The sequence below is a fragment of the Kroppenstedtia sanguinis genome (assembly GCF_050433445.1).
Classification (GTDB): domain Bacteria; phylum Bacillota; class Bacilli; order Thermoactinomycetales; family DSM-45169; genus Kroppenstedtia; species Kroppenstedtia sanguinis.
In genome coordinates this window covers 18,919-32,539 of sequence record NZ_JBNPXF010000031.1, presented here as the reverse complement: position 1 = coordinate 32,539, position 13,621 = coordinate 18,919, and the positions used below count along the sequence as shown (strand labels likewise).

General features: G+C 52.4%; 10 protein-coding genes. 9 read left to right on the top strand and 1 reads right to left on the bottom strand.

Translation table 11 applies throughout. The features are described 5' to 3' along the window. The first annotated feature begins 177 nt into the window (after nt 1-177). From JOD24_RS14960 to JOD24_RS14920, 9 genes are all read left to right on the top strand, one after another. Entirely contained in the window at nt 178-1,440 is a 1,263-nt protein-coding gene (locus JOD24_RS14960) for an argininosuccinate synthase (protein WP_429247244.1), read from the top strand. Then, a complete protein-coding gene (gene argH / locus JOD24_RS14955; protein WP_429247243.1) occupies nt 1,391-2,794 on the top strand; it encodes an argininosuccinate lyase in 1,404 nt (467 codons plus the stop codon). The genes JOD24_RS14960 and argH overlap by 50 nt, the downstream gene beginning before the upstream one ends. Nucleotides 2,795-3,036: 242 nt before the next feature. After that, nucleotides 3,037-3,723, top strand: a complete 687-nt coding sequence (gene ftsE, locus JOD24_RS14950) for a cell division ATP-binding protein FtsE (RefSeq protein ID WP_429247242.1) — start codon at nt 3,037-3,039, stop codon at nt 3,721-3,723. After that, a complete protein-coding gene (ftsX, locus tag JOD24_RS14945; protein ID WP_429247241.1) occupies nt 3,713-4,612 on the top strand; it encodes a permease-like cell division protein FtsX in 900 nt (299 codons plus the stop codon). The genes ftsE and ftsX overlap by 11 nt, the downstream gene beginning before the upstream one ends. Nucleotides 4,613-4,656: 44 nt before the next feature. Next, a complete protein-coding gene (locus JOD24_RS14940; protein ID WP_429247240.1) occupies nt 4,657-5,802 on the top strand; it encodes a murein hydrolase activator EnvC family protein in 1,146 nt (381 codons plus the stop codon). Between the two features lie 312 nt (nt 5,803-6,114). Continuing rightward, nucleotides 6,115-7,551 (top strand): S41 family peptidase, encoded by a 1,437-nt coding sequence (locus JOD24_RS14935; RefSeq protein ID WP_429247239.1) that lies wholly within the window; start codon nt 6,115-6,117, stop codon nt 7,549-7,551. 380 nt (nt 7,552-7,931) lie between these two features. Then, entirely contained in the window at nt 7,932-9,923 is a 1,992-nt protein-coding gene (gene uvrB / locus JOD24_RS14930) for an excinuclease ABC subunit UvrB (protein WP_429247247.1), read from the top strand. Between the two features lie 3 nt (nt 9,924-9,926). Then, nucleotides 9,927-12,818 carry an excinuclease ABC subunit UvrA gene (uvrA, locus tag JOD24_RS14925; RefSeq protein WP_429247238.1) on the top strand — a complete coding sequence of 964 codons (2,892 nt, stop codon included), beginning with the start codon at nt 9,927-9,929 and terminating at the stop codon, nt 12,816-12,818. Nucleotides 12,819-12,941: 123 nt separating this feature from the next. After that, nucleotides 12,942-13,331: a DUF302 domain-containing protein gene (locus tag JOD24_RS14920; protein WP_429247237.1), complete on the top strand. Its 390-nt coding sequence runs from the start codon at nt 12,942-12,944 to the stop codon at nt 13,329-13,331. Between the two features lie 53 nt (nt 13,332-13,384). Here JOD24_RS14920 and JOD24_RS14915 read toward each other — a convergent pair whose 3' ends face one another. After that, nucleotides 13,385-13,615, bottom strand: coding sequence for a hypothetical protein (locus tag JOD24_RS14915; protein WP_429247236.1), 231 nt, complete (start codon nt 13,613-13,615; stop codon nt 13,385-13,387). Nucleotides 13,616-13,621: the final 6 nt, after the last annotated feature.

Below are 13,621 nucleotides of genomic sequence, written 5' to 3'. Positions count from 1 at the left end.
GCCATAAGAAAATCCCCTCCGGCAGTTCAGTGCTTTTGTCCATCTTACCAGATGGACTTTTTTCACTGTCTACCGTATGGGGATAATACCACATCCCGAAATCTGGGGTGGACTTTTTATTTGACCGTTTGTATAATAATACAAAACAACGAATGATTATTAAGGGGTGTTCGGCCCGTGAGCAAAGGAAAAGTGATTCTCGCCTATTCCGGTGGCCTGGATACATCGGTGGCGATTCAGTGGTTGAAGGAAAACTACGGATACGATGTTGTCGCAGTCGCTCTCGATGTGGGAGAAGGAAAAGACCTGGATTTTGTCAAGGAAAAGGCGCTGAAAGTGGGAGCGGTCAAGTCTCTGGTAGTGGATACACGACAGTGGTTTGCGGAACATTATCTGTTGCCAGCGCTGAAAGCTAATGCGTTGTATGAAGGGAAGTATCCCCTGGTTTCTGCTCTGTCCCGTCCTTTGATCGCTGAAGTGCTGGTCAAGGTGGCGACAGCAGAGGGGGCGGTGGCGGTCGCCCATGGATGCACAGGCAAAGGGAATGACCAGGTACGGTTTGAAGTAGCGGTCAAAGCCCTGAACCCCGAATTGGAAGTGATCGCCCCGGTCCGAGAATGGGCGATGTCCCGGGACGAAGAGATCGCTTATGCGCAAAATCATGGAATTCCGATCCCGGTGGATCTGGATAATCCCTACAGTATCGATCAAAACCTGTGGGGGAGAAGTTGCGAATGCGGTGTCCTGGAGGATCCTTGGGCAGCTCCGCCGACGGGGGCATATGAGTGGACTGTAGCTGTGGAAGACACTCCGGACGAACCGGAAGATGTAGAGATCGCGTTCCAGCAGGGCAAGCCGGTTTCTCTCAACGGAAACCAGCTGCCTTTCCATCAGTTGGTTTCCGAACTGAATCAACTAGCTGGCAAGCACGGGGTGGGACGGATCGATCATGTGGAAAATCGACTGGTGGGGATCAAATCCCGTGAAGTTTACGAATGTCCGGCGGCGATGACATTGATCACCGCCCACCGGGAGCTGGAATTTCTGACCCAGACCCGGGAAATGGCTCGCTTCAATCCAGTAGTAGAAGGGAAATGGGCGGAGCTGGCTTATGAGGGACTCTGGTTCTCTCCATTGATGACAGCCCTGGATGCTTTTGTGCAGGAGACCCAGGCGACGGTAACCGGGACTGTCCGCGTCCGCCTGTTTAAAGGTCAAGCGGTGGTGACAGGCCGGGAGTCGAAATACTCCCTGTACAGCGAAGAGTTGGCCACTTACACACCGGAAGACACTTTCAATCACCAAGCGGCTGTCGGTTTTATTCAGCTGTGGGGGTTGCCGACAGAGGTCTACTCCAAGGTGAACCCAAAAAAGGAGGATCCCACATTCGATGAAACTTTGGGGCGGGCGATTTACCAAGCCAACCAACCGACTCGTTGAAGAATACACCGCATCCATCGACTTTGACCAAAAACTGTATGAAGAAGATATCCGCGGTAGCCTGGCTCATGTGCAGATGTTGGGGGGCTGCGGGATTCTGAAAGCGGAAGAAGTGGAGACGATTTCAAAAGGACTGCGGAGGATCCGGGAGAGAATCCGGGCCGGTGAAGTGGGATTCTCCGTAGCGCATGAAGATATTCACATGAATATCGAGAAGTTGCTGATCGACGAAGTGGGTCCCGTTGGTGGAAAACTTCACACCGGTCGCAGTCGGAATGATCAGGTGGCTCTGGATATGCATCTGTATGTCCGGGCCCAGACGCTGGATCTGATCAGAGGATTACATCATTTGCAGGATGCCCTCGTGACAAAAGCAGAGAAACATGTGGATACGATTCTGCCTGGTTATACCCACTTGCAACGGGCTCAGCCGGTCCGCCTCGCCCACCACTTGCTGGCTTATGTCGATATGTTTGGCCGAGACACGGAACGGTTGTTTGACAGCTACAAACGTGTGAACACCCTCCCCCTAGGTGCCGGGGCGATCAGTGGTACTACCTTTCCCATCTGTCGGGAGTCGGTGGCAGAGGAACTGGGTTTCGATCGGATGTATGACAACAGTATGGATGCGGTTAGTGACAGGGATTACTTGGTGGAATTTTTGGGGGCGGCCTCTCTGATCATGGTCCATTTGTCCCGTCTATCCGAGGAGTTGATCCTGTGGTCCAGCCAGGAGTTCGGCTATATTGAACTGGATGATGCCTTCTGTACAGGCAGTAGCATGATGCCCCAGAAGAAAAATCCAGACGTACCGGAGTTGATCCGAGGAAAAACGGGGCGGGTGACAGGACATTGGGTGGCTTTGATCACGACCTTAAAAGCCCTCCCTTTGACCTATAACAAAGATATGCAGGAGGACAAGGAAGGAATCTTCGACACAGTGGACACCTTACAGGGTGCACTGGCACTTACGGCTCCCATGGTGGCCGGGATGAAGGTGAACTCGGAGCGGATGCGTCAAAACGCCGAACAGGGCTTCGCCAATGCAACGGATCTAGCAGATTACCTGGTGACCCGGGGTCTTCCCTTCCGGGAGGCCCATGAAGTGGTGGGCCGACTGGTCCTCTCCTGCCTGGAGCAAGGACGGCTCCTGAGGGATCTAAGCTTGGAGGAATTCAGGGCAGCCTGTCCGCTGATCGGTGATGACGTCCATTCCAAGTTGGAAGTGGAACAGGTGACCGATGCCCGGGAAGCCGGAAGCGGCACTGCACGGAACCGAGTGGTGGAGACGATCGCTAAGAAAAGAAAAGAATTGGATGAAACCCTGAGCCTGCTAGATACCGTTATCTCTTAAGCAGGTGAAGAAATGAAAAAACCTGGCTGATCGACTCGGCAGGTTTTTTGTTTTCTACCACTAAGGTGTCATTTCTGGAAAAGTTCATATAGATGATATACAAGATATACATAGATGATATAATGAAAAGGATTATCCGGCATTCATTTGCGAATTTTTCTATCTTAATCTACCATATTTGTTACGGAATCAGATGGAATTTTAACCAAGGGTCGGAACCCAATACGTACGAGGGTGATCACATGATTGAGATGCATGATGTGTACAAGGTTTATTCCAATGGCGTCAAAGCCTTGAACGGAATCACTGTGAAGATCGACCAGGGTGATTTTGTGTATGTGGTCGGACCCAGCGGTGCGGGGAAAAGTACCTTCATCAAATTGATGTACCGGGAGGTCAGCCCCACCCACGGAGTCATCCTGATCAATGGGGTCAACGTCAAGCGGGTACGGGATTGGAAAATCCCGTATCTGCGGCGGAGAATCGGAGTTGTGTTCCAAGATTACAAGCTTCTGCCTAATATGACAGCCTATGAAAATGTCGCCTTCGCCATGGAAGCGGTAGAGACACCTAAGCGGAAAATCCGGCGGCGGGTGCAGGAGGTTCTGGAATTGGTCGGCCTTCACGACCGGATGAACGCTCTTCCCACTGAGCTTTCCGGGGGGGAACAGCAACGGGTTTCCATCGCTCGGGCTATGGTGAACAATCCCAGTTTTATCATCGCCGACGAGCCTACAGGAAACCTCGACCCGGAAAACTCCTGGGACATCATGTACCTGTTGGAAGAGATCAATTCCCGGGGTACGACCGTCGTCATGGCCACACACAACAAAGAGATCGTGAACACCATGCGCAAACGCGTGATTGCAGTGGAGCAGGGTGTGATCGTACGCGACGATCACCAGGGGGAATACGGCTATGAGGATTGAAACGTTATTGCGGCATATCCGGGAAGCCTTCAAAAGTTTGCTGCGGAACAACTGGATGACCTTTGCCGCGGTCAGCGCGGCCAGTGTCACCTTGCTGATCTTCGGATTTTTCCTGGTGTTTGCCTTTAATATTAACTATATGGCCTCCGAACTGGACCGGGAAGTGTCGATCCGAGTCTTTCTAAACGCCTCGATCTCCAGTGATGAGGTTGATGATGTGAAGAACCAAATTGCAAAAAACCCGAAAGTGGAGAGTGTGAAATTCATCTCCAAGCAAGAGGGTCTAGAATCGATGAAGGGATGGTTCGGTGAGGACGAGAAGTTCCTCGATGGTCTGGAGAAAGATAACCCCATCCCCGACATGTTTGAAGTGATGGCGAAGGACCCCCGGCAGAGTGAATCCTTGTCCGAGGAGCTCAAAAGGGATTTTCCCAACCAGGTGGATAATGCGGACTTCGGTGGCGGGGTCTCCCGTAGCATCCTTGATATGTCGAGTCTGGTCCGCAACGTGGTCTTCATTTTCGGATTGGCTCTGGCGGTGCTGGCGGCTTTCCTTATCTCCAACACGATTAAGCTGACCATCTTCGCCCGGCGCCGAGAAATCGAGATCATGCGGCTGGTGGGCGCCAGCAACTGGTTTATCCGCTGGCCTTTCTTTATCGAAGGGGCCTTGATCGGATTGATGGGTTCGATCCTTCCCGTCTCGGTGGTTCTGGCCGGTTACAGTGCTGTGATCCAGATTTTGGACGCGGATAAGGCGTACAGCTTTTTCAAATTGCTCGGGATGTGGCCCCTGTCTCTCTGGGTCGGGGGGCTGACCGCTGTGTTGGGTGTTTTGATCGGGATTTGGGGAAGTTTCATTTCCATTCGCCGCTTCCTGCGTACCTGATCGCAGGGGAGGTCTAGAGTGGAGTATCAGGAGGGGGAAACGGAGTGAAAAACAACCTTTCCACACGTTGGATTGGCAGTGGGTTGTCACTGATTTTGGCCGCTACCCTCCTTATTCCCGGAGGAATCCATGCTGAAGACATCCAGGAGAAGAAAGAAGGCATCAAGGAACGGGATCAGGAGATTCAGAGGCTGGAAAAGGAAAAGTCCGCAACGAAGAAGGATCTGAAATCGGTTTTGGCCGATCTCGACCAAAAAAAGATGGAACTTGCAGACCGGAGCAGTGAAGTCTATGAGTTGGAACAGAAGCTGAAGAAGACGAAACAGGATCTTCAGCAGAAGGAAGAACAACTGGACCGACAAGAGCAACGGTATAAAGAACGAGTTCGCACTCTGTATGAGCAGGGCGAGATGTTTTACATGGAACCCTTGCTGAATTCGGAAAATCTGGGGGAGTTCCTTAACCGGCTTAAGTTTGTTCAGATGGTGGTACAGAGAGATCAGCAACTGGTTGAACGGTACCAACAGGACCGGAGTGGGCTCCGGAAGGAAAAGCAAAAATATGAACAACTTTTGACTGATCGGCGGAAAAAAGAGAAAGAAGCACACAAGCTTCACGCCCAGTTGATCCAGGAATATAAACAAGTCGAAAAAGATTTGAACGGATTGGCCGACAAGCAGGAACATCTGGAGGAAGTGAACGAAAAGGAGAGTCAACAGGTCCGAGAGCTGGTCCGCAATCAACAGAAAGTGAAGTCGAGCAAAGCGACAGCAAAGGCTTCCGGCACCTATGACGGAGGGAAATTCCTCAAGCCGGTGAAGGGTGCACACATCACATCGGGTTATGGAATGCGGTATCATCCAGTCCGTAAGCAATACAAGATGCATACGGGGGTAGACTTTGCTGCCCCCCTCGGCACCCCGATTCATGCCGCTGCTGCGGGTAAGGTGATCGCCTCCCGTCCCATGAATGGATACGGATATATCGTCGTAATTGATCACGGGGGTGGAATTTCCACCCTGTATGCCCACGTCTATGCCCAGGATGTCAAAGTGAGCGTAGGTCAGTCTGTATCCAAGGGACAGACGATCGCGCTGGTGGGTAACAACGGGTGGTCGACCGGGCCTCATCTTCATCTGGAGGTGCTGAAGAACGGAGAGCACACCGATCCCATGCCTTACCTGAAATAGTGGTGGATCCTCTCATTAAAGTTTGGAAACAGGGCCGCTTGCGAATTCCTTCAAGTACCAGGTGATGAGTTCCGCTTGGGCTGTATAACCAATGCTTCGGCATTGGCTTTTCTTTTTTGCCGGGTGCCCTTTCTTGTGCAGGAGTTTAAATTCTGCTAGAGTGAACCTGATACTAACATTGACCCGCTTGTCATATATTGAACCAATCCCTCGTCAGTTCCGGGTGGTTGACTGTGACCCCATCCTGTCGAGTCGTGTGGAGAGGGATGTCAGTAAGGCAGCCCGTGAGATGTAATCAAAGGTGGTGTTTGCATGTATATGCGCGGACGTACCGTTGCCCTAATCGTGGTCTGCACCGTCCTTTTCAGCAGTTTGACAACGGCGGTGGTGGTGGGTGACGAGGGCTTATTATCCCGAATGACGGGGTCTTCACTGGTCAGTAGCAACTCCGGGATGGAGGATCATCTAAATAAATTGCAAGAAGCCTACGGAACAATTAAAGCCCAGTATATCGGTGAAGTAAATGATCAAAAACTGATTGACGGAGCCATCCGGGGAATGGTGGATTCCCTCGACGACCCTTATTCCGCCTATATGGACCAAAAAACGGCCAAACAGTTTCATTCCTCCCTCGATTCCACCTTCCAAGGGATCGGTGCGGAAGTCACCCTGAAGAAAGGGAAGGTGACGATCGTCTCTCCATTTAAAGGCTCCCCTGCAGAAAAGGCCGGTCTGCGTCCCGAGGACCAGATCCTCAAGGTGAACGGGGACAGCTTGGAAGGAATGGATCTGAACGAAGCGGTTTCCAAGATCAAAGGGCCCAAAGGCTCGAAAGCCCGCTTACAAGTCTCCCGTCCTGGACAGAGTGAAGTTCTCAATGTCCAAGTCGTCCGGGATGAGATTCCTATCGAAACAGTTCATGGGGACATGCTGGATGGAAAGATTGGAAAGCTGGAGATCTCTCAATTCTCCACAGATACATCCAAAGATTTTCTGAATGAGCTGGAAACACTGGAAGGGAAGGGGTTGAAAGGGCTGGTGATCGATGTCCGCGGAAATCCTGGTGGACTGCTCCCAGCTGTGGTGGAAATCAGTGAGCAACTGGTGCCTGACGAAAAGAAAATCATGATGACGGAAGACAAGTCCGGTCAGCGTGTGGAATACAAATCGAAGCTGAAAAAGAAAAAAGAGTACCCGATCGTCATTCTGACAGATAAAGGATCGGCCAGTGCTTCCGAGATTCTGGCGGCTGCGCTGAAGGAGTCCGGTGGATACAAAACAGTGGGGGACGCTACCTTTGGTAAGGGAACCGTCCAAACAGCGAAGGATTTTGAGGATGGTAGCAACCTGAAGCTGACCATGGCTAAATGGTTGACTCCAGAAGGAAACTGGATTCATAAAAAAGGAGTTAAACCGGATGTCAAGGTGAAACTTCCCGACTATTACGGCGCAACTCCGCCACAACCGGATCAAACCCTCAAACGGGACATGACTTCCGAACAGGTGAAGAACCTCCAGCTGATTTTGGAAGGGCTGGGCTATCGGCCGGACCGCAAGGACGGATACTACAGTGAACAGACGGAGACCGCCGTCAAGGCTTTCCAAAAAACGCAAAAGTTGTCCGTCACCGGAGTGGTCGACGGGAAGACTGCGATGAAATTGCAGGATGCATTTATCGAGATGCTGCGCAAACCGGAGAATGATCTGCAACTTCGGGTGGCTGTGGAAACCTTGAAAAAAGAGAAGTAATCCTCCCACCCCCCCCTTGGGTTGGGGGGCTTTTTTATATATGCTTGCAGAGCTGTTGATGAACCCTAAAGTGGATGATGGGAACGAAATGATCCTTTCGCTCTTCCCATTGCCTCCATCGTTAAATATCGCTTGAGGGGACGGGGAGGGTGGGACGGCTACGATCTCTTGCAAAGAGCGCATAGCGAGACCCGGGAGTGGAAAGCGACCCTGGCGAGACTTGTGCCCTATGGGTGCAAAGGCTCTTCACCGTCCTACCCTCCCGACCTTATTTACTACCTAAAAATAGGGCGAATCAACGCGCCTGATATTCTTGGAACGGGTGTTCCTATTTTTCCGTGAGGTTGTGGTATAATGGTACGGATGACAAAAACGAGGTGATGGCTGTGGCTGACGACGGGTTTCGCCTGATTTCCGAATATCAACCCCAGGGGGACCAACCGAAAGCGATTGAGATGCTGACGGAGGGTGTCCTGACGGGGAAAAAGCATCAGACATTGCTGGGGGCGACCGGAACGGGAAAAACCTTTACCATCGCCCATACCATCGCCCGGGCGGGAAAACCCACACTGGTAATCGCCCCCAACAAAACGCTGGCGGCACAATTGTGCGGGGAACTGAAGGAGTTTTTCCCCGAAAACGCCGTCGAATATTTTGTCAGTTATTATGATTACTACCAACCGGAAGCCTATGTGCCCCAGACGGATACCTATATTGAAAAAGATGCATCGATTAATGATGAGATCGATAAATTGCGACACTCTGCCACCAGTGCCTTGTTTGAGCGGCAAGATGTGATTATTGTCGCCAGTGTTTCCTGCATTTATGGCCTCGGTTCTCCCGAGGAATATAAAGGACAGGTGGTCTCCCTGCGGGTGGGGATGGAGAAGGATCGCAATGCGGTGCTCAGAGATTTGGTGGATATTCAGTATGAACGCAATGACATCAACTTTACCCGAGGGACGTTCCGGGTTCGGGGGGATGTGTTGGAGATCTTTCCCGCTTCCCGAAGTGAACAGGCGATTCGGGTGGAGTTCTTCGGAGATGAGATCGACCGTATCCGGGAGATCGATGTGTTGACGGGTGAAATCCTGGGAGATCGGGAGCATATTGCTATTTTTCCTGCCTCCCACTATGTGACGCGGCAAGAGGTGATGCAACGAGCTCTGAAAGACATCGAAGCTGAGTTGGACGAACGGCTGGCCGCTCTAAAATCTCAGGACAAGCTGTTGGAAGCGCAACGGTTGGAGCAGCGGACCCGCTATGACATGGAGATGATGAGGGAGATCGGTTTTTGTTCCGGGATCGAAAACTATTCCCGGCATCTCGTGGGCAAAAAGGCCGGAGAGCCCCCCTTTACTCTGCTCGACTACTTCCCTGACGATTTTCTGACCATCATCGATGAGTCCCATGTCACCGTCCCCCAGATCGGTGGGATGTACAAAGGGGACCGCTCCCGCAAGGAGATGCTGGTGGACCACGGCTTTCGATTGCCTTCTGCCATGGACAACCGGCCTCTGCAATTTGAGGAGTTTGAAAAACGGATTCAGCAGGTGATCTTTGTCTCTGCCACCCCCGGCCCCTACGAGCTGGGGAAAACTCCCGAGCTGACCGAGCAAATCATCCGGCCCACGGGTCTGCTCGATCCCAAAATTCACGTCCGTCCCATCGAAGGTCAGATCGACGATCTGATCGGCGAGGTGAACAAGCGGGTGGCCCGGAGTGAACGGGTATTGGTCACCACCCTGACCAAAAAGATGGCGGAGGATCTGACCGATTATCTGAAGGAGGCGGGGATCAAGGTACAGTACCTGCACTCCGATATCAAGACGATTGAGCGGATGGAGATCCTGCGAAGTCTCCGCCTGGGTGAGTTCGATGTGCTGGTTGGGATCAACCTGCTCCGGGAAGGGTTGGATCTGCCAGAGGTCTCTCTGGTGGCCATCTTGGATGCCGACAAGGAAGGCTTTTTGCGGGCGGAGCGATCGCTGATCCAAACCATCGGCCGGGCAGCTCGCAATGCGAATGGAGAAGTGGTCATGTATGCCGACCAGATGACTGATTCAATGAAGAAAGCGATTGAAGAGACGGAACGCCGTCGGTCAGTGCAGATAGCTCATAACGAAAAACACGGGATCACTCCGCAGACCATCCAAAAAGCGGTACGTGACGTGATTGAAGCCACCAAGGTGGCGGAAGAGAGCGAAACGTATCAAGTGGCCCCTGATATGGAGAAAATGAGTGGGAAAGAGCGGAGACAGCTGATTGAAGGATTGGAGAAAGAGATGAAACAGGCGGCCAGGGATCTCCAGTTTGAACGGGCGGCGGAGTTGAGAGATATGATCTTGGAACTGAAAGCGGAGGGAGCATAAACTGTGGCCCAGGAAAATATTATTATACGCGGGGCCCGCGTTCACAACCTGAAAGAGGTGGATGTGACCATCCCCCGGGATCAATTGGTTGTACTGACAGGTCTGTCGGGATCCGGGAAATCTTCACTCGCCTTTGACACCATCTATGCCGAGGGGCAACGGCGATATGTGGAATCCCTGTCTGCATATGCCCGTCAGTTTCTGGGGCAGATGGATAAACCCGATATCGATTCTATCGAAGGACTTTCTCCGGCGATTTCTATCGACCAGAAGACGACCAGCCGCAATCCCCGGTCTACAGTAGGAACGGTTACGGAGATCTATGATTATCTTCGTCTGCTCTATGCCCGGGTGGGGCGTGCCTATTGTCCGGAGCACGGAATCGAGATCACTTCTCAGACGGTACAACAGATGACGGATCGGATCATGGAGTTGCCGGAACGAACCCGGATTCAGATTCTGGCTCCGATCGTGGAAGGGCGTAAAGGGGAGCATACCAAGCTGCTTGAGGAGATCCGGAAGCAGGGGTTTGTCCGGATCCGTTTGGACGGAGAGATCTGGGATCTCGCCGAGGAGATTCAACTGGAGAAAAACAAAAAACACACCATTGAAGTCGTTGTCGATCGGATCGTGGTCAAGCCGGGGACTGAAACTCGGCTCACCGACTCTCTGGAAACCGCCCTCAGCCTGGCCCAGGGTAAGGTATTGATCGATGTGATCGATGGGGAGGAGATGCTGTTCAGCCAAAATCTGGCTTGTCCCGAATGCGGCTTCAGTATGGACGAGTTGTCCCCGCGGATGTTCTCCTTCAACAGTCCCTTCGGAGCCTGTCCCACCTGTGACGGATTGGGGAGCCGGATGGAGGTGGACCCCAACTTGGTGATCCCGGACAAGAGCAAAAGTCTGCATGAAGGAGCTGTGGAACCTTGGGTTGGGAAGACCAGCACTTACTACCCCTCGCTGTTGGAGTCGGTCTGCAATCATTATGGAATCGACATGGATGTGCCGGTAAAGAAGCTACCCAAGGGAGATCTAAAAAAAATCCTCCATGGAACTGGCGAACGAATCCCGTTTCGCTATGAGACAGACGGCCAGATGAGGCAACTTCAGATTCGATTTGAAGGGGTGCTGAATAATCTGGAACGTCGTTTCCGGGAGACAGGCTCTGACATGATCCGGGAGCAGATTGAAAACTATATGAGCAACAAAGCTTGCCCCACCTGTCAGGGAGCGAGACTGCGCAAAGAGAGCCTCAGTGTCCGGGTGGGTGAACAGAACATCCATAAGGTCACCTCCTTGTCGATTCAGGAAGCACGGGAGTTTATCTCCCATCTGGAACTGACGGAAAAGGAGAGGACCATCGGACGGCAAATCCTGAAAGAGATTGATAACCGCCTCGGTTTTCTGATCAATGTGGGGCTGAACTATCTCACATTAAACCGAGCCGCCGGTACCTTATCCGGCGGGGAAGCGCAGCGGATCCGACTGGCCACCCAGATCGGTTCGAAGCTAATGGGGGTTCTCTATATTCTGGATGAACCCAGCATTGGGCTTCACCAGCGGGACAACGCCAAGCTGATCCGAACCTTGGAAGAGATGCGTAACCTGGGCAATACCCTGATCGTGGTGGAGCATGATGAAGATACGATGCTGGCCGCTGACCACATCATCGACGTTGGCCCTGGGGCGGGAACCCATGGAGGCTATATCGTGGCCCAGGGAACCCCGGAAGAGGTGATGGAGACGGACCACTCCCTCACCGGGCAGTATCTGTCAGGGCGCAAGTTCATCCCCCTACCGGAGGAGCGACGCCAGCCCAATGGCAACTGGGTAGAGATCAAAGGGGCTAGGGAGAACAATCTGAAAAACGTCAACGTCAAAATTCCCCTCGGCGTCTTCACCTGTGTCAGTGGAGTCTCCGGCTCCGGCAAAAGCACCCTGGTCAATGAGATCTTGTTGAAATCGCTGGCCCGGGAGTTGAACAAATCGAAATGGATTCCCGGCAAGCACCGGGCGATCCAGGGGATGGAACATCTGGACAAAGTGATCAACATCGACCAATCCCCTATCGGTCGCACCCCACGTTCCAACCCGGCCACCTACACCAGTGTTTTTGACGATATCCGGGATGTCTATGCCAACACCCAGGAGGCCAAGGTACGGGGATATAAAAAGGGCCGGTTCAGTTTCAATGTCAAGGGGGGGCGTTGTGAAGCTTGCCGGGGAGATGGGATCATCAAGATTGAAATGCATTTCCTGCCGGATGTCTATGTTCCCTGTGAAGAATGCAAGGGCAAGCGGTACAATCGGGATACCCTGGAAGTGAAATACAAAGGGAAAAACATCTCTGATGTGTTGGATCTGCGGGTGGAGGATGCGCTAGAGTTTTTTAAAAACATTCCCCGCATTCAGCGGAAACTGCAAACCCTGTTTGATGTGGGCCTAGGTTATCTCAAACTGGGTCAGCCTGCCACGACTCTATCCGGCGGTGAAGCCCAGCGAGTGAAATTGGCTTCCGAGCTGTACAAGCGAAGCAAGGGGCGCACGCTCTACATTTTGGATGAGCCGACTACAGGTCTCCATGTAGACGACATTTCCCGCCTGTTGCATGTATTACAGCGGCTGGTGGAAAATGGCGATTCCGTCTTGGTGATCGAACATAATCTAGATGTGCTCAAGACAGCGGATTACCTGATTGACCTCGGACCCGAAGGGGGGACGGGGGGCGGCACCATCGTCGCCACGGGAACTCCGGAGGAGGTCGCCAAAGTGGATGCGTCTTACACCGGACAGTTTCTGCGGCCGATTCTGGAAAGAGACCGGCACCGGATGGAGCGCTTCCATCAGGAGCTGCTTGAAGGAATCTCTCGCCAGGCCGGAGGTAAAACCGGCTGACACGGGTTTTCCAGTGGCCTTTCGTATCGGATTGAAGCTTCGCAGAGCTTAGGAAAGATGACACACCCTAAAGTGCAGGATCGTGTAAAATTATATTGTAGGAAATCGATAGGGGGGAATCGGATGTTTGATTATACGGTGGAAACCCCAAAGACAGTGGACGAAGCGATCACAGCTTTGGAGCGTACACTCTCTGACCACCAGTTTGGAGTCTTGTGGAAACTGGACATTCCCACCAAGCTGATGGAAAAAGGTATCGCCTTAGAACAGGACTTTCGCGTACTGGAAGTCTGCAATCCGGATGTTGCCAAGAAAGTGTTGATCCGCAACCAGAAGGGCGGTTATTTTCTCCCTTGCAAGATCGTGGTTTATCGGAGTGAGGAAACCTTGAAAACCCATATCGGGCTTCTCCGTCCCACTTCCCTGATGGCGATGACGGAAGATGAGGATTTGAAGCAAATTGCTATCGAAGTGGAAGAAACTCTGGTCCAGGTGATCGATGCCGTCAAATAACCGGAATCACAGAAAAGCCGGTCCAGTCCCACGGGACAGGGCCGGCTTTTCCATTACCTGGCGATCAGGGATTTCATCATGTTGCGGAGGGGGCTGATTATGGACCAGAAGGAGCGAACTTTTCCCCACATATTCATCACTTTGGGCAAAAAATCTCCAATTCCGCTGAAGAGGCCGAGTCCCCTTTTCATACCGAGTCCACCCCGAAAATTGGACCATCCTTTCATTCTGCCAAACAAATGGGGAAACCTCCGCTGGAACAGGCGTCGCAGGGAAGTGAGCATTTCCCT